We start from the raw sequence: 23,446 nt of genomic DNA, 5'->3' as shown, positions 1-23,446 counted from the left end.
GTGAATTGGATGAGAAAATACTATAATTTAGACGAAATGCATGCGTCTATAAATAATAGGAAATTCAAGAATGATGTGCTATCCATATATAAATATGAAGGTATAGACAATACCATTGATTATTTAAAAGTATCGGGAATTTGTTTGAACAAATACGGAAAAAATAAGAATAGTAAATATCTGGATGGAATATTAGATGAATTAAAAGGAATATTAAATACTTCTGAAATTGAAAAAATTTTAAATTTGGAGAATGAAATTAGTTTATTTCAGGAATTAATTGATAAGAATATTCAATCAATGAATGATGTTATGAAACTTTCCTTTTTCAAGAATAAACATTTACTTGTGAATTTACTTATTATGGGACAAAGAATGGCTGATAGCTTATTATCGCAGTATTCAGGAATAAATTCATTTAAATATGAAGTTAACATTGAGGCTTACTCTAAAGTATTATGGTATGTTCTTTTTAAGAAGAAGGTAGAATTAACTAATGAGTTTGCTTATTATGAAAAAATAGATGACCATATGGAAATGATAATTTCAAATGCTGCTATAGACTTTCAACTAAGTAGCTGGATTGATGATTGGCAATTTGCTAACATGAAGATTTTCAAAGATAAGAAAAAAATAAAAATCAGAATGTCTGAAGATAAAATTAAGGTTGATATTTCTAAAAACAGATATATAACTACATTAGATGCTAAGATGTATAGGCAAGCAAATGAAAGCCTATCAAAAAAATTTTCTACAGAAAAAGAGGTTTTTAAAGATTTATACTTAAACTATAATAATGATCTTGATTTTATCAAACAATTTTTAAATATAGAAAATCCGTCACATATTATTGATAAAACTATTGGTATAAGTTTAGAAGATTTATGTAAGACTTATTTTATTTTAAAAGAATTAGCGATTGAGCATATTTTGTTTTTTAAGAAATCTATGGAATTAAGAAATGCTTCAGTCGAATGTAATATACCAATCTATCGAACTGATGAACTCAATAATATTTTGGTTTCAAGAGGAATAGAGAGAGAAAAAATTAATAAGTTAATTGAATTAATTACTTTTACTAAGAAATCAAAGAGTATTTTTGAAAATCCACTCATAAAAATAGATAAAAATACCTATACTATAATTCCTCAGATAACTTTTTCATTAAATATATGTAGCTCAATAATGAGATTAATGTCTAATGAATCTATCTTAAGTGAGAAGGGTTATGGTTATGAGAAGGTGATGAAGAATCTAGTAGAGAGAAATACTAATTTGAAATTTCTTACTAACGTAAAAGATAGAGATGCTAGTGAGGTATATCAACTTGATGGAGTATTTCATATAGGGGAAACCTTGTATCTATGTGAAATAAAAAACTTTTCTCACATTATTAATTCGTATGAATACTATAAACTGAGATTTAAAATTGAACAGGCTCTCAATCAAATGAAGCGAACTTGTGATTTTTATACTTTAAAGGGAAATATAACAAAATTATGTGCAGATTTAAAAATAGATATAAAGGAAGTAAAAAAAATTAAGAGGATAATTGTAATTTCACCATTTTTAGGTGAAATAATAAAAAGAAACGAAATTTATGTTACGGAAGGTATTCTAACAAGGAATTTTTTTAAACAACAATACCCTAAAGTGACAGAATATTTGTCTAATCAGTTAATATCACATTCAACTATAAAAGAGTTTTTAGTATATGAAGAGGATGGATTAACAGATAAAAACTTTAATTCACTAATAGAAGAAAACCCATATATAAAAAATGAAAGAGAACGTTTTAAAAAAGAATTTAAAACATATAAACCATGGAATTTAAGTATACAGTATAATGAATTAAATCAAAAAAATATTAGTTTTAAAAAATGAAAAATATGTAATATATTATATGAGAAATGTTAAATCATATTAATATTAAATATTTATCTTCAAATTTCTGAATGTGCTGTTAATTACTAATACTTAATTTCTTTTGTAGATAACAACTATTTTATAATAAATAATTATGCCACACTTAACTGTGTTAAATATAGGAGAATCTTTTAAAAAGGATGTATAAATTATGCATACAATCAAAAAAATAGGCCAAACCTTCTCCTTCATCACACCAATATCACGAACCGACCGCCCCATCCTAGGCATGGTCGTAGGCAATAACAAAACATTGATCGATGCCGGCAACTCAGATGATCATGCCAAATACTTTATCAAAGAAACTTTAAAAAATGAGAACGCCTTGCCCGATATGGTTGTCCTCACGCATCGGCATTGGGATCATATTTTTGGTCTGCCTGCGCTGCCTGATACGGTTTCAATTGCTTCTGCAAAGACAAAAAAGGAAATGGAGAAGCTTGTTCCGTTTTCTTGGTCAGATGAGGCAATTGATGAGCGGGTGAGGGAAGGACGGAGATTGAGTTCTGCGCGAAGGCCATTAAGGAAGAATATAAGAATCATCGAGATATTCAGGTGGTTTTACCGGATGTGACGTTTGACCGTCGGATAGAGATTGATCTTGGCGGGGTCACTTGTGTCGTGCAGCATGTTGGAGGCGATCATGCCGCAGATTCAGTCATCGTGTATGTGAAAGAAGAGAAAATCCTTTTTCTTGGTGATTACATTTATCCGAAAATGTATGCTGAAAAAGTACATTATACGGTGAAAGAAATATTGCGTCTTTTAGATGAGTTAGATGCTTTTGATGACGATACGTATATTCCCTCACACCAAAGACCGTGGACAAAAGAGGAGTTTCGTCAGGAAACAGATAAGCTTAGGATGATGGCGAAATTCACTGATGTATGTGGTGGAGATCAGCAGAAAATCACGAAAGAATATCAACATTACGTGAACAGAGAACTGAAAAGAAGATGAATTAGAAACCCTTGTTTACTTTGTAAATGGTTATTAAATAATTATGGTTAGGTAACTAAACTAAAAAAGTCTCATTTGAGCTATTTCCCTCAAATGAGACTTATTAATTTCTACGGCAAACCAACCTACAACATCCTCTGCATCACGAACTGTGACAGACATGTTTTTGGCATTAATAATAATGACACAATCCCAAGTCGGCTTAATTTGCAGTTCAACATTCTCATCAATACGGATAATTTCTTTAAATTCAACGGAATGAGGTAAACACCTACAGCAGCTACAATTGCTGAAGTATGAATTTCACCTTTCTTAGAGTTATTTCCTATAAAAATAGTATCAATAGTGTCAGTATCGATTGAAGCACACTTCTGCGAATTTCACGAAATACTCAGCAACTTTTAGGCTGCGGAACCCGCCATACTCTCTAACCAAATGAAGCGGCATCTCAATGCATGTAAAGACATCACGGTGAACCGTACCAGAAGAAGAATGAAAATAGAAAGTTTTAAGGATCTCAAACAACACATGTTGACATATCGTTATTTATCGATATAATGGTTTGTATGGAGCCAATAGAAGTTTTTAAAGCCTTATCCAATGAATCAAGATTGCAAATTTTACAATGGCTAAAGGAACCTGATCGTCATTTTACACCCCATGAAGGGATTGATATGAATACTACAGGGGTATGTGTTAGTCAAATAACAGATAAATTGAAAATGACGCAATCAACAGCATCTCAATACCTTTCAATTTTACTTCGAGCTGGATTAATTACGACAGAGCGTATAGGTAAATACACGTATTATAAAAGAGATGAAAATGCCATAAAACAAATTGCAGAGATTTTAGAAAAAAATATTTAATAAATGAACTGAATTCATACATCAGAATTCAGTTTCATTTATTAAATACAAATCGACTTATCGTAATATGTTTTTTTGTCTATACATATTAACAATTCTAGATATGTAAATGTATTATATATAAGGAGTGATCTACATTGTCAAACACTGTAAAGATTTACATTTTAGCTATTGTAAGTTTTTTAGTTGGTACATCAGAGTATATCATCTCTGGTATTTTGGATAATATTTCTGAATCATTAGGGATTACGATAGCTGCAGCCGGCCAGTTAATTACGATTTTTTCTCTTGTGTATGCCATCTTCACCCCAGTATTAATGGCTTTAACATCGGGAATGAATAAACGCAAGTTAATGTTATTTTCACTTAGCGTTTTTATTCTAGGTAATATTCTTGCATTCGTTCTCCCTGGGTATCAATTATTTATTGTGTCAAGAATTATTATGGCTCTTGGAGCGGGGATGGTCGTAGTTACTGCATTAACAATTGCTGAAAAAATTGCACCAAAAGGTAAGCAAGGTACCGCTATTGCTACAGTAGTAATGGGCTTTACAGCATCATTGATCATTGGAGTCCCACTTGGCAGAATGACTAGTGATTTCTTTGGTTGGAAGGCTGTATTTGGAGGAATAGCCTTACTCGGATTATTAGCCATGGTGATCATTTCTCTTACGATTCCAAAAATCCAAGGGGATAAACCTGTACCTTTAATTCAACAACTCGCTCTTTTTAAAAAACCAAAAGTAGTGTTGGGATTAGCCATCACCTTTTTTTGGCTTGGTGGTTATTCAATTGCCTATACCTATTTATCCCCTTACCTTTTAAATATATCAGGTGTAAGCAGCAAATTGCTGAGTGGAGTTCTTCTCATATTCGGGATTGCTAGTCTAGTTGGGTCAAAGTTTGGTGGATTTAGTACCGATCGATGGGGTGTGAACTTTACTCTGATTAGTGGAATGACATTACATGTCATCATGCTCATATTGCTCTCACTAGTTACGCATTCTTATGTTGGAGTATTGCTCATTTTAATATTATGGTCATTTGCTGCATGGTCTTCTGGCCCGACTCAACAATATCACTTAGCTAAAATGGAGCCAGAGTCATCAGGTATACTATTAGGTCTCAATCAGTCAATGATGCAATTGGCGATGGCTGCAGGTGCAGCTATTGGAGGTATCTTTGTAGAGAGGGTTTCTCTATCTTCCGTTACTTGGGCAGGTGCTTTAGGCGTTGCAATCGCGATCATTGTAACAATATTGGCTTCGCGTGCTACTTCGAATAATGAAATTCGATATACTTAAACAGTAGAACGATGGGAAAAAACGTGATTTAAAAAATAATGACAGAAAGTAGGAAGCACCTTTGCACTCAATTAAAAAAATAGGTCAGAGTTTTTGGTACATCACGCCAGTATCACTCACCGACCGCCCCATCCTAGGTATGGTCGTTGGCAATAACAAAACATTAATGATCGATGCCGGTAACTCAGAAGATCATGCGAACTATTTCATCCAAAGATCTTTAAAGCACGAGAACGCCAAGCCTGATATGGTTGTCCTCACGCATTGGCATTGGGATCATATTTTTGGTCTGCCTGCGCTGCCTGATACGGTTTCAATTGCTTCTGCACAGACAAGAAAGGAAATGGAGGAGCTTGTTCCGTTTTCGTGGTCAGATGAGGCGATTGATGAGCGGGTGAGGGAAGGAACGGAGATTGAGTTCTGCGCGAAGGCCATTAAGGAAGAATATCAGGGTCATCGAGATATTCAGGTGGTTTTACCGGATGTCACATTTGACCGTCGGGTGGAAATTGATCTTGGCGGCGTCACTTGCATCGTGCAGCATGTTGGAGGCGATCATGCGGCTGATTCCGTGATCGTGTATGTGAAAGAAGAGAAAATCCTGTTTCTTGGTGATTGTATTTATCCGAAAATGTATGCCGAAAAAGTTCATTATACAGTGAAGGAAACGTTGCGTCTTTTAGATGAGTTAGATGCTTTTGATGCCGATACGTATATTCCTTCACACCAAAGACCATGGACAAAAGAGGAGTTTCGTCAGGAAACAGACAAACTTCGGATGATAGCGAAATTCACTGATCAATGTGGTGGAGATCGGCAGAGAATCGTGATTGAATATCAAGCATATGTGAACAGAAAACTAAAAGAAGATGAGTTAGAGACAATCGCTTATTTTGTAAATGGTTATTAAGGAATAGCAGAGGGATATATCCTCTGCTTTTTTTATTTTCATGCTTTTTCCTTCCACCGAGTTTATATCAAGTTTATATACGAGCGATATACTCGAACCGGTGAGAAAAGGAGGAGAACGATCGGTGAATTTAATCAGATCATTTATTGATAAAATGTCTACAAAAAAGGGAGCTTGGCTGACTGTTATCATTTGGCTTGTTCTCATGGTAGGGTTGAGTGCTGGTCCTAAATTGAGCGATCATAAAGTGACCAATTTTCAATCTTTACCTAGTGATGCTCAGTCTATCGTGACACAAAAGCAGTTAGATCAGTATTTCCCAAGTGACAAAGGCACTCCGGGATTATATGTCTTCCATCATCCTGATGGGAAACTGGCTATCAAAGATGTAAAAACGATTATAAAAGGAATTAAAGAGGCAAAGATTGAGGGGATTGAAGACATTGTCGATGTGTCCGCATTGCCTCCTCAAGCGTTATCCGCATTTTTATCAGAAGATCAAACGACCATGATTGTGCCAATGAATTTGAAAGCCGGATTAGGCAATGCTGATTATGCAGAGATTAATGATCAGACAACAGATGTTGGTAAAAGGATAGCAAAAGGGTTAGATACAGATTTTTATATTACGGGCCCAGCAGGTATAGCTGGAGATACTGTTAAATTATTTGAATCTGCTGACTTGAATCTGTTATTAGCCACCGTTGCGATCATTTTGGTTTTATTAATAGCCATTTACCGTTCCCCGTTATTAGCGATCATCCCATTATTTGCAACGGTGATTGTCTATCAAGTGGTGAATCAAGTCGTGGCTTTACTTGGCGTCAGTGGACTTGAAATAAATAATTCGACCACTTCTATTATGAGTATTTTATTATTTGCGGCTGTGATTGATTATTCATTATTTGTTTTCTCTCGCTATCGCGAAGAGTTGAATCATGCTGAAAATCAATATGAAGCGATGAAAGTGGCAATGCGTGCAACAGCAAAACCCGTATTATTTGCTGGCGGTACAGTATTCGCGGCAATGATCATTTTATTTGTGGCAGATTTCCGTGATTATCAAAACTTTGCTCCAATCTTTAGTGCTGCAATGGTCATCATTATGGTGGCTTCTGTCACACTGATCCCAGCATTGTTTGCGTTATTTGGCCGTAAAGCATTTTGGCCGAAGGTGCCCAAATATGGTGAAGCGAGAGATGTGAAGCATGGCATTTGGGGGCCTATTGCAAAGTTTGTTGTTCGAAAACCAGGATTGATTGGTGGTGCTGTCTTACTGTTTTTACTTGTGACAGGGGCGAATGTTTTCAATTTACATTATGAATTTAACTCAGTGAAAAATTTCCCGAAGGATTTACCTTCTCGTGTCGCATTTGAAATCGTCGAGGATCAATTTAATAAAGGAGATCTAGCTCAGACAACGGTGCTAGTGACCGGTCAAAATCTATCTCAGGAACATTTTAAAGAAATCTCTTCTCATTTCTCAGAAAATGACCAGATAGGGTCGGCTCGTCCTTCTGGAGTAACCAAAGATAGAGAGCACGGCAAAATGACGGTGTCATTAAAGATGAATCCATACAGTATAGAGGCTATTGAATTTTTAAAAGATTTCCGTACAGATTTATCCACTTATCGTTTATCAGATGGTCAAGAGGTTCAGTTATCTTTTGCGGGCACAACGGCTAAATTAGTGGATGAACAACAAGTGAATCAATCAGATATTAAAAAGATTGTTTTGCTGGAAACGTTACTTATTCTTCTCTTGTTACTTATACTGACGCGCTCGATTAAAATGTCGATTTATATGATGGCGACGATTTTAATCTCCTTTGTATCTGCTTTAGGGTTAGGCATTTTCTTAGTAGATGTGTTATTTGGTTATGATGCCATTTCCACTCGTGCCCCTGTGTATGCCTTTATCTTTTTAGTGGCTTTAGGAATTGACTATAATATCATCCTTGTGAGCCGTTTCCTAGAAGAACGTAAAACGTTACATGTCAAAGCAGCATTAGAAGTGGCGATACGAAACACAGGAGGGGTCATTTCTTCAGCGGGAATCATTCTTGCCGCAACGTTTGCCGCATTAATGACCATGCCCATTACCGATTTATTTATCTTTGGATTTATTGTCGCTATTGGGATTATCATCGATACATTCTTAGTTCGGGGAATGTTGCTGCCGTCGCTCATATTATTCTTTGAAAAAGATCAAGCTAAGGTGATAAAGGAGGAAGGTTAATTGCATGTATTGGTCGTGGATGATGATGAAGCCATTTTGCAATTAGTGTCCATCCATTTAGAGCAGGCGGGATATCACGTGACAAAAGCAAGCAATGCTGAGGCAGCGCTTGCTTTTTTGCAACATCATTCATTTGATCTCATGATAATTGATGTGATGATGCCTGGAATGGATGGCTTTCAGCTGGCGAACATGGTGATCAAACAATATGAACTGCCTGTCATTATGTTGACAGCGAAAGGGCAAATTGAAGATAAGCAGCAAGGTTTTGAACAAGGGATTGATGATTATATCGTCAAACCATTTGAAACGAAAGAACTGCTATTCCGTGTAAATGCCATTTTACGACGATATCGTAAATCCATAGAAGCTTTAACAACTGCGGGGAATATTCAGATTGATACGAAACGTTGGGAATTAACGATTGAGAATCAACAATATATTTGGCCTATGCGCGAATTAGAAATTCTCCATTATCTGTTGCAGCGGGCAAACCGCAATGTGAGCCGCTGGGATTTAATTGATGATATTTGGGGGGATACGTTAGAACAACCCGAATTTACATTGAACACCCATATTAACCGCATTCGTGAAAGATTAAAAAGAGCTGAAGCAAATGTTGAAATTGTGACAATCCGTGGTTTTGGCTATCAACTAGAGGTAAAAGAATGAGACTACAACAACGTTTTATGTTATATACGTGTTTGATTGTTTGTATCAGCATCTTTGTTGGGTTTATTTGTTCGAATTTGATTTACAATGCCTTTGTAAAAGAACAATTAAATGATCGTTATTTAGTGATTGCGGAGCAGTTATCGAAACAAATAAAAGAACACGAAATCACATTACAGGCATCTTCTGATTTTCTGCAAACGATGAGCGATCTAGGGTATCAAATTGCATTGGCAAAAGAAGATGGAGAAATGAGGATGTTTGGGGAACCCTTTAAAACGACACAATGGAATGATCAAATGCACGCCTTATTTGAAAACGGGAAAGCTTACAACGGGATCAAATCCTTTGAAAATTCATATTTAATGATGAGTCATTTTGCAAATGATATAAAGAATACAGTGGGAACGAAAATAGAAATTGAAGGGGAAGAATGGGGGTTATTTTTACGTCCGAATAATATTAGCCTTTTCACAGAATTTCATTTAATTATATTTGGGTTTATATTCGCCGTTTTTATTAGCAGCATCATCGGCATTTTATTGATGTCTCGAAAGGTCACCCAATCCCTTTCAGAATTGACGAATGCAACGCAAGAGATGGCTAACCATAACTTCCAGTATCCATTAATGATTAATCGGAAAGATGAAATTGGACAGCTTTCCGATAGTTTTCGGATGATGCAGCAGAAGTTGGAGAATACAGATCAATCGAGGAAGAAATTCGTGAATAACGTCTCGCACGATTTTCAATCACCGCTGCTCAATATCCGGGGGTATTCTGAATTACTGGATGGGGAGCTTTCATCCAGCGAAGGAAAGAAATACAATCACATTATTCAAACAGAAGCGAAACGATTATCAAACTTAACGAAACAACTCCTCATTCTTACCTCAATTGATCAAGGAACATATCCAACGAATAAACAATTAGTCAGGATTGATGATCAGCTTCAACAAGTGGTTCATTCCATGCTATGGCGGATAGAAGAGAAGGGTTTAGAAATTAAGATCGATTTACAGCCTGCCACCGTATATGCTGACCGTACATTGCTGATCAACGTATGGGAGAACTTAATCGGCAACGCAATTAAATACAACAAAGAGTATGGTGAGATCAGTATTTCTTGTGAAGAAAATAAATCAGAAGCGGTCGTGAAGATCAGAGATACGGGGATTGGAATAGAAAAAGAGACATTGGAAAAAATATTTGAACGATTCTACAGGGTAGATCAAGCCCGAAATAAAGAAGGAATGGGTCTGGGGTTATCAATTGTACAAGAAGTTCTCTCTTATCACGATGCTTCTATTGAGGTAGAAAGCAATGAAAAAGGAACGACTTTTACGACGGTTTTTCCAAAGGAGTAGTGAGTGAAGAAAAGTCTCATTTGCGATGTGTCAAATGAGACTTTTTATTTCGATGTGTTTAGTAGCAAATTATTAGCACTCAGCCAAAAATGAACATTTCCTTTTCAGGATGATTTGTATTTCTGAGAGAGCTCTGACATGTTATTTGTACATTCTATTTTTTGGTATAATCAGGGGTAAGGTAAGAACGGATAAATTTTTGAACTGAATCGGAGGTACTTATGAAGCAGCTTTATATGAAGCAAAAGGTATTTAGTCTGAGCGGCAGGTTTACAGTAAAGGATCAGCAGGAGAACGATGTGTATTTGGTCGAAGGCAGTTTTTTGAAGGTACCGAAGACGTTTACCATTCTGAATACAGAACGAGATGAAATCGCTGTGATTACGAAGAAAATGTTTACCTTTTTACCGAAGTTTTTAGTAGAAGTTGATGGTCAAGAGGTATTGACGATCAAAAAAGAGTTTACGTTCTTTAAAGCAAAATATTCAATTGATGCCGCGGGTATAGAAGTGCAAGGTAACTGGTGGGATATGAATTTCCAGGTGCTCCAGAACGGCGAAGTGATTGGTCAGGTGAAGAAGGAATGGTTAACTTGGGGTGACAGCTATAAGGTTGATATTTTGAAAGAAGAGATGGAGCCTGTGATGATTGCCCTCGTTGTTGCGATTGATTGTGTGAAAGCTGATGAAGCAGCGTCTAGGTCTTCGTCGTCGGCAACGACGAATTAGACTCTTAAAGTTTAATGAAATGAAGAAGAGTGGTAGGACTTTACTCTTCTTCATTAATAAGTAGAATGAATCATGTTTCGTTACTTTTCAATAGGGTACTTCTTTCCATTTTTTATTAATTTTTCTTCAATTATTTCTTTCACATTTAGATGAAGGTCTGAGCAAAGCATTAGTGAATATATTAAGATATCGGCTATTTCCTCTCGGATGTTTTCTTCGTTCGCCTCAAGAGCTTCTTCATTACTTTTCCATTGGAAGTCTTCAAGCAGTTCAGCGGCTTCTATCGAAATTGAGATGGCCAAGTCTTTTGGGTTATGATATTGTCTCCAGTTCCGATCATCTCTAAATTGGTTAATTGAATGTATTACCTCTTTGATCTCAGTCATATTTGCCTCCCTCTTTTATCTCTTGTAATTTCCTTCTCAATTTTTCATCTGTTGCATAAATATAAAGCCCGTGAATGCCTCGCTTCATCAGAACGTTAATCGAGTTTAGTATAATCTTTTCTTTTGCCTGTTTGATTTCCTCTGGAGACATGTCACTTCTTGATGTGAATGCACCCGTGTCTTTATAATTTGACGTGTCTATGAGAAGTTCATCCTTTTCTTCATCATAGCTGATAGAAGGGCCAAGTATGACGCCGACATAATTTAAATCAAATCCTTGAACCGTATAGATTGAGCCCACTTCTCTAACTGAATCTGCATGTTCAGCCCATGTCCATTTATCACTTGTGAAATTCCACGGCATATTGATACCACCTTCATCTACTATATAGGTAGCTTTATCTTTTTTATGTAAAAAGTCAAAGGTAGATACAATGCGGGATAAGCCTACTTCATCATCCTTCTGTTGAATGGCAGTTTTAAATTTGTTCGGCTCCTCAAAAATTTTGAGTTCGAAAGAATCCTGTTTTTTAGGCAGAGGTAATAATCGTTTTGAGACAAATTGATCGATCCATGTTAACGTATCTGAATCAGCATACATACGCATCTGTTCAGTGAGTTTCACAGTTCTGGCTTGATATCTATTTGTAATTTCCTCGAGTAATTTTTCATTCCAGTAGCTTTTAATTTTGAGTACCTGCTTTGGATCAAAAATGACAATGGTTATTTTACTTCGCTTAATAATTTCCTCTAGTTGGTTTTGGTAATGGAAGTTATTGTACTTATCATCTTTTGTTAATAGAAGGTGGGCTTCATCAATTAACACGATGTCAGCCATTTCACCTGACTTTGTCATCTGATTAATAAACGAGGTTGGTCTCATAATTTGTTTCTTTTTCAGATTTGGCAGACTCTTTGCGATGTTTTGATATGTTTTAAGCATTTCCGCATGATTCACAAGTAAATAATTGTTCTTTTTGTTTAAGACAGAGTCCATATCATTTGATAAATCTTGAATCGTATTAAAAAGAGAACTCAGTAAAACACTCTTCCCAGTTCCTGCATCACCTTCTATCGAAATCACATGGTGACCTGACTGTTTGATACGCTCTTTACAAAAAGATAAGATTTCATGCTTAATTTCTACTTGTTGAGGTGATAATTCTTTATAGGGAGAAAGTTTATAAATATCTCTATTTTTTAAGGTTTCAATTGAATTAGTAACGATCTTTTCTTTTTGAAGTTGCTCCCATATATCTTTAAAAACAGTTTCATTGTAAAAATTTTTTTGATAATAATGATGCATTTCCCTCGATCGTGTCTGGCTAACATTTTTTAATTGGAAACGATTTTCTGCAATAAAGTAGTTTATGAGATTTGTCTCAATATTGTAAGAGGCGGATTGATGAAATCGTTCATGTCCAATCAGAATTGTTTTAGTTAATTTGTTCTTTTTTGGGTCTTTCAAATGATCCTTCAAACGTCTGCTAGCTTGGACTGACTGACCGATATAAGCAGATGGTTTCTTCTTTTCATCATAAAGAATGTAGACAATAGGTTGATTATGGAATACGGTTGTTCGTAAAGAAAGAATTCGATCTGTAATAAAATCGCGTTTTTCAATAAAAAGTTCACTCATATAGCTAGCCCCTGTAGTCTTTTTGACTATTATCGTATCATAAATTTAGCAAAATATCTCAGTGATTATAGGTGGATATTGAATCGCTCGACAAAATAGACATGTTGAGTTATTTTTCATAGAGAGATAGGTGTTTTTGATTTACTGGTAATGGCGGGAAGTCACTAAACCCAAATGAACTTTATAACTAGCAGTATATTTTTCGATTTATCATATGAACATACGAGGTGAGCACACTGATCACATTCCAATACAAAGTATTTCTAACAGTCGTCGAATGCGGCAGTTTTACAAAAGCCGGGGAGAAGCTTGGGCTGACGCAGTCTGGGGTGAGTCATAATATTGCGAAGCTTGAGTCGGAACTCGGGATTGTGCTGCTTCGGCGGAATCGAAACGGGCTTTCGTTGACGGACGCAGGTGAGCGGGTGATGCCGCATATCCGGCAAATCATGCATCATGCGGCATTGCTTGAGCAGGAGGCGGCGCTCATTCAAGGGATGGAAGTGGGGAGCATCAAGATTGGGACATTCCCTAGCTTTTCTTCAAATGTCCTTCCACGCCTTATTCATCGTTTTACGCAAAGCTATCCGCATATCAAGCTGGAGTTATATGAAGGCGGTTATGAGGAGATTGAGGAATGGATCACTTCTGGCACGGTGGATGTTGGTTTTTTAACGCAGTCATCGAAGGAATTTGAGACCGTTCCACTTTTTCTGGATGAATTGGTGGTGCTCATACAAGAGAATCATCGCTTTCATACGAAAAAAGTGATTGAAGTTGACTCGTTACACGATGAAGCCTTTATCATGCCGAAAGCGGGCTGTGACATACTCGTTAAGAAGTTGTTAAAAGAAAGAGGCGGCGTGAAGCCTCATGTTTTGTTTGAAATTGAAGACAACAATACGCTTATTTCTATGGTTCAAGAAGGACTTGGGGTCACGATCATTCCAAAATTGGTTTTGCCGCCTCACATACCTCATACGAAAGTCATTCCACTGGATACGAGCGTCTTTCGTGAGGTCAATCTGGCGCTCAAATCATTCAAAGCAGCTTCCCCATCGGCCAAAAGATGGATCGAAACGGTCAAAAATCATTTTAAATAGAATCAGCTTGAACAGGAAGTCCCCATTCAAGCTGATGTTTTATAAAGTTAACATGCCGCGGATCGTGATGACAGCTGCGCCTGCCACTTTGATCACCGGCTTTGATTCATTTGGAATGACTGTGATACGAAGCATACCAGGTCTGCCGATGGCATCCCCTTGGGCAATGTTCAGGCGAGTGATTTCTTGCTGTGAAATGATACCCTCCAAAAAAAGATATCCAGCCAACGCCCCGTTTGCTGCCCCCGTCACAGGATCTTCGGGTATACCAATCCCAGGTGCAAAATCCCTCGTATAAAGATCGCATTCTTTTGAGGGATGAAACGTATAAAGGTGGGTTGTCGAGATGCCATGCTCTTTATTCATTCTAGCTAAAGCCGCTAAGTTCGGTGCCGCCTGATCAATGTCCTGTTGGTGCTTCATCGGAACAAGAAGATGCCAGTTACCGGTGTTTGCTAATTTGATAGGATAGGATGAATCAATGCGGTCACTGCTGACACCAAGCATGTCACTAAGCTCTTCTAAATCAATGACAAAATCTCGCGTCCTCGGTGTCACCTGCGTCATTTCCACATCAACGACCTTGCCTTTTCCTTCGTGCCATTCAACAGGCACATGGCCGATCTTTGTTTCTAACACGATCCCTGATCTCTCTTTAGCCAGCCCTAGCTCCGTAGCTAGAAGCCAAGTCAATCCAACAGTCGCATGCCCGCAAAAATTGACCTCTTCCGTCGGTGTGAAGTATTTGACGCGATAATCGGCTTCCTTATCATGGGCAGGCAGCAAGAAGACGGATTCCGGTAAATTCAACTCCTTGGCGATGCTCTGCATGTCATCCTCTGTTAAAAACTCACCATCCAACACCACCCCAGCGGCATTTCCTCCAAATTTCTCAGTTGTAAACGCATCGACGTGATACACTCTAATGTCTCCCATCTGACGAACCCTCCTACACATTTTTGTTACGTTTATCATAAGTTTGTTTGATGCATTCGTAAAATGAATCTTTTTGATGGTTTAAATCGGAAGTGTTCATGTAAAAGAGGGAGTTTTCGCAGAATAATAGTTTAAGTAAAGTATAATGAAAGAAAAAATGAAGCGAGGGATGTGACATAACTACAGGTGGATATATCAATATCGGAATCGTTTTTTATGAGGACATTCATATACCAAATACTTTTCGCCAATTGATTGATTATCTAGTTCAAAAAGACATGTCTATCACTAAAGTAAAGTTTAGTCGGGACCCTGACGGAGAAACATGGATTGAGTACAGTGTTAAAGAAAATATCATCAAAGACGATGATTTTTCAGGTTATTATACAGAGTTTGAATTGTCAGGCATAAGTTCAGATCGAAAAGGGATGACAATCAACATACAAAAAGAAACGGGTTTCGTAGGGTTCGTTCTCAGTTTAAATTGGACAGAGGTTGTTTCTCATGATGTTATTCATCTTCAACAAGAGATCATACGCTGTCTTGTAGATCTTTATCATACGTTTACGTTTGAATATGCGTTCATTGGACATGAAATTGAAGTCGAGATTCATCCAAATGAGTTTGAAAAGTGCCTGCTAGAACAGCATGCTTTTCCAGTTGCTCTAATTGGCAAAGGAAATCACATAGACATTTATTATGGTGATGTGGCGATTGATGGCCTATCTTCTCAAGAAAGAAGGATGGAATGTTTAAAGGTTAAAAGATAATAGTAAGAAAGCCTCCTGACACCAGGAGGCTTTTTCCATCCATCACCCATAATAATTATTCGCTTGAATAAAAAATTGGGATTGCATGTAGTTATACGTGATTTTCGAAAAATCGAAGGGCTGGCCATTGGTGAGATGAAAGACTGTCTCGACGCGGAGAGCGGGATCATCTTGCTTAAGTCCGAGGTGCGTCGCTTCGGTTTCATTCAATTTGCCTACTTGTAAGTACATATCGGAAAAACCGACTTTGAGCCCCAAACCTTCACTGATGAATTTAAAAACAGAGTCGGCAGCAATTTCTGTGTTGAGATAGGGAATGATGGTTTTTCGGTAATAGGATTCTTCTAAACATAACGTTTGCCCATTGATGTAACGAATGCGTTTTAGATAAAAGACATCTTCATCTTGTTCAATGTTCAAATTAAGTGCAGCTTCTTCGGACGGCTTGATGGTGTCTAGCATTAAAACTTCTGATGTCAGTTGAAATTCCTCTAAATCTTTTTTAAACCCTTGGTTGGATAAAAGGCTGATGTAGCCCTTACGGCGGTGTCTTCGAACAAAGATGCCGCTGCCCCTCACTTGATAGATAATTCCTTTTCTTTCGAGTAAGTCTAATGATTTGATAATGGTACTTTTGCTCACAGCAAATTGGCTCATGAGTGTTTCGAGTACAGGAAGCTTATCCCCTTGCTGCAGCTCATGGGTGACAATATATTTTTCAATATCGCTCGCAATTTGTTGATACTTTAACATGGCCATTCCTCTTTGTTTTCACGATTTATTGTTCTTGTATTATAGCACATACCAAATTTCCTTTGATATGCTAATTGAAATTATATATGTATTGATATATTGTACCGGTATAATTATAATGTACATATACTAGCAGTGATAAAGGGGGGGTTTATGTGTCAAAAGTGAGGGATTATCAAAAGCTTGCAGAAGACATCTTAGAGGCAGTTGGCGGAGAAGAAAATGTGGTGAGTGCCGCAAGATGCGCCACGCGGCTGCGTTTGGTTTTGAAACGTTCGAATCCAAAGGCAAAGGAAGCAGTCAATGCGATGCCTGGCGTCATTACCGTGGTGGAAAACGGCGGTCAATTTCAGGTCGTCATCGGTCAGCATGTTGGTGAGGTCTATGAGCATTTTTCCAGCCTTGTTCAGCTGCAGCCGTCTGAAGATGACCAGGTAAATGAAAACAAGGGAACGGTGCTGAATCGTGTCATCGCGACCATGTCTGCTGTGTTTGCACCATTTGTGTATATTTTGGCGGCAGCTGGTATTTTACAAGGTGCACTTATCCTGATTAATTTATTATTTCCAAGCTTCTCGAAAACGGGAACGTATGAAGTCTTTAGCTTTATTTCTTGGGCGCCGTTTACGTTCTTGCCTATCTTTATTGCCATTACAGCTGCCAAGCATTTTAAAACGAATATGTATATCGCAGTAGCGTGTACAGCAGCGCTTGTCAGTCCGGCTTGGACGGAGATTGCTGGACGCGTGGCATCAGGCGAAGGTGTTACCTTTTTAGGCATAGCGCTATCTGAAACGGTTTATACGTCATCTGTTTTGCCGCCGCTATTCTTGGTATGGATCCTTTCATATGTAGAGAGATTTTTAAACAAACGCATTCACGAGGTGGTCAAACCGTTATTTGTCCCATTTATCTGTATGGTCGTCATGGTTCCGTTAACCATTCTATTAATTGGTCCACTTTCGACAGCAGGCGCAAATGGGATTGCAAACGGATACAATGTCTTAGCAGAACATGTCCCAGCTTTAGCAGGCGCCATTATCGGAGGTTTCTGGCAAGTGCTTGTCATTTTCGGTGTTCACTGGGGCATCACACCAATGGTGCTCGCCAACTTTGAACAATATGGACGTGACTCCTTCCAGGCATATCAAACCATCGCTGTTATCGCTCAGGTCGGCGCAGTGTTAGGGGTTATTTTAAAAGCAAGAAACCGCGAAACACGAAAAGTCGGGGTGTCAGCGGGAATCACGGGTCTCTTTGGAATTACCGAGCCTGCGATCTATGGGGTCACCCTTCGTTTTAAGAAACCATTTATTTTCGGATGTATATCTGGAGCGGTCGGTGCCATTGCTGCCAGCTTCTTTACGCCTTATTACTTTGCGTATGCAGGGTTGCCTGGTCCACTGACGATTGTAAACGGAATTAGTTCAGACTTTCCAACATCGATCATCGGCATATTGATTGGTGTCGCAATTGCGCTGATCTTACCAGTTGTGCTCATTCAAATGTTTGGTTATGGGGAAGATACAGTGGAACAGACAGCCGGTGCAACGTCTGATAAAGATCAAGTTGGAGAAAAAATGAATGCTTCGATGAACAATGAAGAAACCATTCCTGCACCGCTTGCAGGGAAAGTACTCCCGTTATCTGAAGTGCCGGATGCCGTATTTAGCTCTGGGGCAATGGGCAAAGGATTTGCGATTGAACCGACAGACAATAAGCTGTATGCACCGTTTGATGGCAGTGTCGTCATGCTTGCGCCGACAAAGCATGCAATTGGACTGCGTTCAGAATTTGGTGTGGAGTTACTTGTTCATGTAGGAATTGATACGGTTTCCCTAGATGGCTCAGCATTTACTCTTCATATCAAAGAAGGCAGCAAGGTGAAGAAGGGTGACTTGTTGATGACATTTGATCAAGAAGCCATTGAAAGCAAGGGATTAAACACAATCACACCCGTCATCATCACCAATACACAAGCGTACGAAGATGTGATTGTAGAAGAACAATCGACATGCCAGTCAACAGACGTCATGATCACAATTGTGAAATAGGAGGAATGAATAATGACATTACCAAAAGAATTTCTATGGGGCGGAGCATTAGCTGCACATCAATTTGAAGGTGGATGGAATGAAGCTGGAAAAGGCCCAAGTGTTGTAGATGTGATGACAGCAGGTGCTCATGGAGTACCGAGACAAATAACTGAAACGATAGAAGAAGATAAATTTTATCCGAATCATGAAGCGATTGATTTCTACCATCGTTATAAGGAAGATATCGCGTTGTTTGCCGAAATGGGTTTGAAATGCTTACGTACATCGATCGGCTGGAGCCGGATTTTCCCTAAGGGAGATGAAGCGGAACCGAATGAAGCAGGCTTACAATTCTATGATGATGTATTTGATGAACTGCTCAAGCATGGCATCGAGCCTGTGATTACGCTGTCTCACTTTGAGATGCCGCTCCATTTAGCAAGAGAGTACGGCGGGTTCCGCAGCCGAAAAGTCGCTGAGTATTTCGCGAAATTCGCAGAAGTATGCTTCAATCGATACAAGGACAAGGTCACATACTGGATGACATTTAATGAAATCAATAACAAAATGGATGTCAACAACCCACTATTCCTTTGGACAAATTCAGGGGTATCAGTCAAAGAAGGCGAAAATGCCAAAGAAGTCATGTATCAAGCAGGACACCATGAATTACTTGCAAGTGCATGGGCAGTAGCCAAAGGAAAAGAGATCAATCCTGCTTTCCAAATTGGAGCAATGGTTTCTCACGTGCCAATCTATCCGTATTCCTCAAATCCAGAGGATGTCATGCTTGCAGAGGAGTATATGAGACAGCGCTATTTCTTCCCAGATGTACAGGTTCGCGGCTACTATCCGAGCTATGCATTAAAAGAATTCGAGCGCGAAGGGTATCATATTCCATTTGAAGAAGGCGATGAAGAAAGCTTAAGAAAAGGGAAAGTGGATTATCTAGGCTTTAGCTACTACATGTCGACAACGGTTAAAAGTGATACGGTGTCTGATCACAACGGAGACATTGTCAACGGAGCCCTGCCGCATGGTGTAGATAACCCTTATATCCAATCAAGTGACTGGGGCTGGTCCATTGACCCGACAGGCTTAAGATATACATTGAATCGTTTTTACGATCGCTATCAAATCCCGTTATTCATCGTAGAGAATGGATTTGGTGCAATAGATCAAGTGGAAGAAGACGGTACTATTCACGATCCAGAAAGAATTCAATATCTCGCTTCTCATATCGAAGCACTGAAAAAAGCCATTGAATACGACGGTGTCGACCTTATTGGCTACACACCTTGGGGCATCATTGATATCGTGTCATTCACAACAGGTGAAATGAAAAAACGCTACGGCATGATCTACGTTGACCGCGACAACGAAGGTAACGGCTCAATGAAGCGCCTTAAAAAAGATTCGTTTACTTGGTATCAAAACGTCATCGCAACGAATGGTGAAGAAGTGTAATATAGGAAAATAGAAGCCCGGATGAGCGTGGTATATGCTTGTTCGGGTTTTTCATCGTTTATGTTTTAATAGAGCCTGAACACAAAGGAAGAAGAGGGTAATAGGGACAAAATAGTTCATTGGATTGTGAAAGATCTTGATGTTCAAGGATATTTGAAGAAGAATCCAAAAGCCGAATATCACCATAACAGCAGGAATGATTTTTTTATACATATTGATTCTCCTTTCGAGAGTAGTTTGTTTTAGTTGGCATTTTCTCATATCATTGCAGAAATTGAAAAGAGATAAAGATATTCATAGGTTCTTTTACACAATTTGGTATAATTGATCTATAAAAACGATAAATGGTAGATGAGGAATAGGAGTTGTTGAAATGAATCAAACTCTGCAAATGGGTGCCAATACCGTACTAAATTCTCCAAAGGGGCAAGTATCCATCAGTTATGAAGTGTCATCTGCAATTGATATTTCTTTAACTGCGTTTCTTTTAACAGATTCAGATCTAGTTCAAGGATATAATGGCATTATTTTTTACAATCAGCCGGAGAGTGCCACGGGTGTCGCGACACTTTTACCAGCAGAGATATCAGATCAGTTGAAAAGGCATCAATTGAATTTTGATATGAGTAAAGTGCCTGTTGGAATCACAAAGATGGCGATTACACTAACAGAGGATCAAGGAATTGGCTTTTCTCAAGTGAAGAATCTGCAAGCAGAAATTCGAACAGGTGATGAGGTGCTATACCTAACACCAGTAAAATTTACAAATGAAAAAGGGATTGTCGTAGTAGAGCTGTATATCAGAAATAGTGAAACGAAAGCACGATCCATCTGGCGTGGCTTCAATTCTGGATTGGAAGGGCTATGCAAGCTTTATGGGGTGGAGGTTGAACCTGTTGTACAAGATGTTTCTTCACCTCCTCAAATGGCTTCTGAAAAACAAATTGATGAGCCTGCTCCAATGAAGACAGCCGCTAAAGAGAAAGTGGCTGCACCTATTAGCTTAGAGAAAGTTCAAGGTAAAATTAGTCTAGACAAAGGTCATAAACCGATCATCATTGAAAAAACGCCTGAGATTACAGCTACAGTATCCTGGGAGTCTGGAACGGATTATGATATTTATGCATTGGTCTATACGAAGGCAGGAAAACAAATAGATGTGGCCATGTTTGGCGCAAAAGGTGTTCCAGCTCTCAAAAGTTACGGTAACGGAGCTGTAGAGCATATAGGAGATGTCGGTAGAGACCGTGAATCTATGAAAACAGAAATCATTAAATTACGGTTAAATGACGATATCCTTGCTATCGTTCCGGTTGTTTATTCTGCTCAATTAAACGGAACAGGTTCCTTTTATAGATATCGGGTATCTATGAGTATTGATAATCACCAAGGAACGTCTGTGACAATTCATGCCAAACATGCGAATGATAATGATCGGATTTATTCTTGTGTGCCGGGTATGCTTCAAAATACAAATGATGGAGTGATCATCCGTCCGCTAGAGCTTTACAGCAAACCCAATTCCGAGCGCAGACCTAAATTAAAAATGAAGTCATCTAATGAAATTGATGTTTTGATGGATAAAGGACCGATCAATGATTATAAATAAAATGAATGTATGGCTGGACAAAGCAAAGTGCATTGTCTAGCTTATTTTATTTGACCTTTAAATAGAGAGTCTATTCCATTTTTTAAATCATTTAGCCTATTTTTCCGTTTTGAAGGTCACGGTAAAATAGACTTTATGATCAATAATGGAGGGAGTGACTTCTTCTGGGCAAGATACTTGATGCAAAAGCACTAACCAGTGCCATGGACACAAGGGGAAAACACTATCAGGAACTCCGCGAACAAATGATAGATTTAAAAAAGGCATTACAAGGTGTTGCCAACCTCGGTGATGATTTCACTGGGAAAGGAGCCGATAATATTAAAAGTTTCTATAAAGAGCTCGCTGGAAATGTAGACATGTTTATCAGCTTCATTGATAAGCAAAAAGCCTTTCATGAAGGTGTTTCTGGGACACTGGATGATACGAGATTTGGCGGCGATACCTTTATAGAGGAACACTTTTTAGACAACGCAGTACATATGGGCATCAAAAACGCCAAAAGCATTGTAAAGGATCAAAAAAAGGCACTCAAAACCATTTTTCAAGAAATTGATGACCTCATTTCTCTAGAGGTATTTGATAGCCAAACCTTTGATGAAAAAATAGAAGATGCGGAAGATGATCGAAAAAAGACGGTCAAAGAACTGAGAGAGCTTGATCAAAATTTAAAAGATGAATATGCTTTGTCAGAGACGGAGCAGCAAGCTACAATGGCATTGTACGCTGAAATGATCAATGCGACAAATGACGGAAAAGCGATTTCACCTATGAATTTTGATAAGAAAGCGTATCAAAATAGCGAAATTTACAAGGCAAAAAGCGATATTGAGAAGCAAACTGCTGAATATCTGAAAATCAAAAAAGAACAAGAAGAAGCCCGCAAGATCGCAAAGGAACAAGAAGCCCTCGCCAACCGCCCTTGGTATGAAAAAGCCCTCGATTACGGTGGAAATATCGTCAATGAACTGACAGGTGTGAACGATGCAAAACGTGCCGCAACAGGCGTTGATCCAATCACGGGCGAGGAACTCACCGCAGGCCAGCGAGTCGCGGCAGGCGGCATGGCAGCCGCAGGCTACATCCCAATCGTCGGCTGGGCAGGCCGTATTTTCAAAGGCGGAAAAGCTGTCTATAAAACGACCCAAGCCACATCAGCCGCAGTCAGGGCGGTCGATATTTACAAGACATCACAAAAGTCTTTTGATGCCTTAAAAACATCGCAAAAAGGCTTATATGGTCTCACCGCCACCAACGGTTTCAGCGAAGCGATCACAGGCCGAGATATGTTTGGAAATAAGGTCTCGAAAGGACAGCAGGAAGCCAGTATGAATGCGGCGCTTGGGATGCTTTTGCCATTTGGAGCGAAAGGGTTTCATGGTAAAATGGGGATTAAGGGTACGGGTGAAATTGGTTGGAATATGTCAAAAGGCGGAGGAGAAATAAATGGAAGAAAGTATTCTCAGCATGCTTTGGAAAGAATGGCACCTGATATTCCTCAAGTAAAAGCTACTTTAACAAGTAGAGCAATCAAAAAAGCTGAAGAATTAGGATTTAAACCACAAACAAAAGAATTTAGTGAATTCATCAAAAAATATGTTGATCCAAGAAATATTCCACCTTCAGTTATTGAAGACGCTATAATGAATACGAAAAAGATACCTGGTAATAGAAGCGGAACGTTTGTTCATGAAACACGGGATGTCAAAGTGATTATAAATGAAGCAGGCGATGTTATCACAGTTATACCGAAATAATTAATAAAAGGATGA

Annotated in this window: 19 protein-coding genes and 1 pseudogene; 15 read left to right on the top strand and 5 right to left on the bottom strand. The window is 38.4% G+C overall.

Annotated elements, in window-relative coordinates; genetic code table 11:
* Window positions 1-9: 9 nt before the first annotated feature.
* The 9 genes and pseudogenes from NSQ25_RS18495 (at window position 10) to NSQ25_RS18455 (ending at window position 10,975) form a co-directional block, all read left to right on the top strand.
* The gene (locus tag NSQ25_RS18495) at window positions 10-1,884 is read left to right on the top strand and encodes a hypothetical protein (protein WP_326135978.1); all 1,875 of its coding nucleotides are present in this window, start codon (window positions 10-12) and stop codon (window positions 1,882-1,884) included.
* A 193-nt stretch (window positions 1,885-2,077) separates the two neighbouring features.
* Window positions 2,078-2,923 (top strand): annotated as a pseudogene (locus tag NSQ25_RS18490) (MBL fold metallo-hydrolase).
* A gap of 529 nt (window positions 2,924-3,452) precedes the next feature.
* Window positions 3,453-3,755, top strand: a complete 303-nt coding sequence (locus NSQ25_RS18485) for a metalloregulator ArsR/SmtB family transcription factor (protein WP_039182804.1) — start codon at window positions 3,453-3,455, stop codon at window positions 3,753-3,755.
* Window positions 3,756-3,892: 137 nt separating this feature from the next.
* Window positions 3,893-5,059, top strand: a complete 1,167-nt coding sequence (locus NSQ25_RS18480; RefSeq protein WP_326135977.1) for an MFS transporter — start codon at window positions 3,893-3,895, stop codon at window positions 5,057-5,059.
* Window positions 5,060-5,120: 61 nt separating this feature from the next.
* Complete coding sequence (locus NSQ25_RS18475) at window positions 5,121-5,969, top strand: MBL fold metallo-hydrolase (protein ID WP_326135976.1); 849 nt, start codon at window positions 5,121-5,123, stop codon at window positions 5,967-5,969.
* Between the two features lie 154 nt (window positions 5,970-6,123).
* Entirely contained in the window at window positions 6,124-8,208 is a 2,085-nt protein-coding gene (locus tag NSQ25_RS18470; protein ID WP_326136005.1) for an MMPL family transporter, read from the top strand.
* Window positions 8,209-8,880, top strand: coding sequence for a response regulator transcription factor (locus NSQ25_RS18465; RefSeq protein ID WP_326135975.1), 672 nt, complete (start codon window positions 8,209-8,211; stop codon window positions 8,878-8,880).
* Window positions 8,877-10,247, top strand: coding sequence for an ATP-binding protein (locus NSQ25_RS18460; protein ID WP_326135974.1), 1,371 nt, complete (start codon window positions 8,877-8,879; stop codon window positions 10,245-10,247). The genes NSQ25_RS18465 and NSQ25_RS18460 overlap by 4 nt, the downstream gene beginning before the upstream one ends.
* Before the next feature lie 221 nt (window positions 10,248-10,468).
* The gene (locus NSQ25_RS18455) at window positions 10,469-10,975 is read left to right on the top strand and encodes an LURP-one-related family protein (RefSeq protein WP_326135973.1); all 507 of its coding nucleotides are present in this window, start codon (window positions 10,469-10,471) and stop codon (window positions 10,973-10,975) included.
* Window positions 10,976-11,055: 80 nt separating this feature from the next.
* Here the strand turns inward: NSQ25_RS18455 and NSQ25_RS18450 are convergent, their stop codons facing one another.
* Entirely contained in the window at window positions 11,056-11,361 is a 306-nt protein-coding gene (locus tag NSQ25_RS18450; RefSeq protein ID WP_217008639.1) for a nucleotide pyrophosphohydrolase, read from the bottom strand.
* Window positions 11,354-13,000: a DUF2075 domain-containing protein gene (locus tag NSQ25_RS18445; RefSeq protein ID WP_041118396.1), complete on the bottom strand. Its 1,647-nt coding sequence runs from the start codon at window positions 12,998-13,000 to the stop codon at window positions 11,354-11,356. The genes NSQ25_RS18450 and NSQ25_RS18445 overlap by 8 nt, the downstream gene beginning before the upstream one ends.
* A gap of 227 nt (window positions 13,001-13,227) precedes the next feature.
* Between NSQ25_RS18445 and NSQ25_RS18440 the strand changes: the two genes are divergently transcribed.
* Window positions 13,228-14,103, top strand: coding sequence for a LysR family transcriptional regulator (locus NSQ25_RS18440; RefSeq protein ID WP_268468582.1), 876 nt, complete (start codon window positions 13,228-13,230; stop codon window positions 14,101-14,103).
* 39 nt (window positions 14,104-14,142) lie between these two features.
* On the opposite strand, the gene NSQ25_RS18435 is transcribed toward NSQ25_RS18440, so the two are convergent.
* Window positions 14,143-15,039 (bottom strand): PhzF family phenazine biosynthesis protein, encoded by an 897-nt coding sequence (locus NSQ25_RS18435; protein ID WP_217008641.1) that lies wholly within the window; start codon window positions 15,037-15,039, stop codon window positions 14,143-14,145.
* 176 nt (window positions 15,040-15,215) lie between these two features.
* Here NSQ25_RS18435 and NSQ25_RS18430 point away from each other — a divergent pair, with 176 nt between their 5' ends.
* A complete protein-coding gene (locus NSQ25_RS18430; protein ID WP_117603487.1) occupies window positions 15,216-15,809 on the top strand; it encodes an Imm64 family immunity protein in 594 nt (197 codons plus the stop codon).
* Window positions 15,810-15,851: 42 nt separating this feature from the next.
* On the opposite strand, the gene NSQ25_RS18425 is transcribed toward NSQ25_RS18430, so the two are convergent.
* Window positions 15,852-16,562: a GntR family transcriptional regulator gene (locus tag NSQ25_RS18425; protein ID WP_041118390.1), complete on the bottom strand. Its 711-nt coding sequence runs from the start codon at window positions 16,560-16,562 to the stop codon at window positions 15,852-15,854.
* Between the two features lie 155 nt (window positions 16,563-16,717).
* On the opposite strand from NSQ25_RS18425, the gene NSQ25_RS18420 reads away from it, so the two are divergent.
* Complete coding sequence (locus NSQ25_RS18420) at window positions 16,718-18,616, top strand: beta-glucoside-specific PTS transporter subunit IIABC (RefSeq protein ID WP_326135972.1); 1,899 nt, start codon at window positions 16,718-16,720, stop codon at window positions 18,614-18,616.
* A 9-nt stretch (window positions 18,617-18,625) separates the two neighbouring features.
* Window positions 18,626-20,065, top strand: a complete 1,440-nt coding sequence (gene bglA, locus NSQ25_RS18415; RefSeq protein ID WP_326136004.1) for a 6-phospho-beta-glucosidase BglA — start codon at window positions 18,626-18,628, stop codon at window positions 20,063-20,065.
* A 51-nt stretch (window positions 20,066-20,116) separates the two neighbouring features.
* Here the strand turns inward: bglA and NSQ25_RS18410 are convergent, their stop codons facing one another.
* Window positions 20,117-20,278 carry a hypothetical protein gene (locus NSQ25_RS18410; RefSeq protein ID WP_041118385.1) on the bottom strand — a complete coding sequence of 54 codons (162 nt, stop codon included), beginning with the start codon at window positions 20,276-20,278 and terminating at the stop codon, window positions 20,117-20,119.
* 160 nt (window positions 20,279-20,438) lie between these two features.
* Here NSQ25_RS18410 and NSQ25_RS18405 point away from each other — a divergent pair, with 160 nt between their 5' ends.
* Both NSQ25_RS18405 and NSQ25_RS18400 read left to right on the top strand, forming a co-directional pair.
* Entirely contained in the window at window positions 20,439-21,674 is a 1,236-nt protein-coding gene (locus tag NSQ25_RS18405) for a TerD family protein (RefSeq protein ID WP_326135971.1), read from the top strand.
* A 164-nt stretch (window positions 21,675-21,838) separates the two neighbouring features.
* Window positions 21,839-23,431 (top strand): T7SS effector LXG polymorphic toxin, encoded by a 1,593-nt coding sequence (locus NSQ25_RS18400; protein ID WP_326136003.1) that lies wholly within the window; start codon window positions 21,839-21,841, stop codon window positions 23,429-23,431.
* Window positions 23,432-23,446: the final 15 nt, after the last annotated feature.

This window comes from Bacillus sp. FSL R5-0512, from assembly GCF_038593295.1.
In the GTDB taxonomy this organism is placed as follows: Bacteria; Bacillota; Bacilli; order Bacillales; family Bacillaceae; genus Bacillus; species Bacillus safensis.
This window is presented reverse-complemented; position numbering and strand designations above follow the sequence as displayed.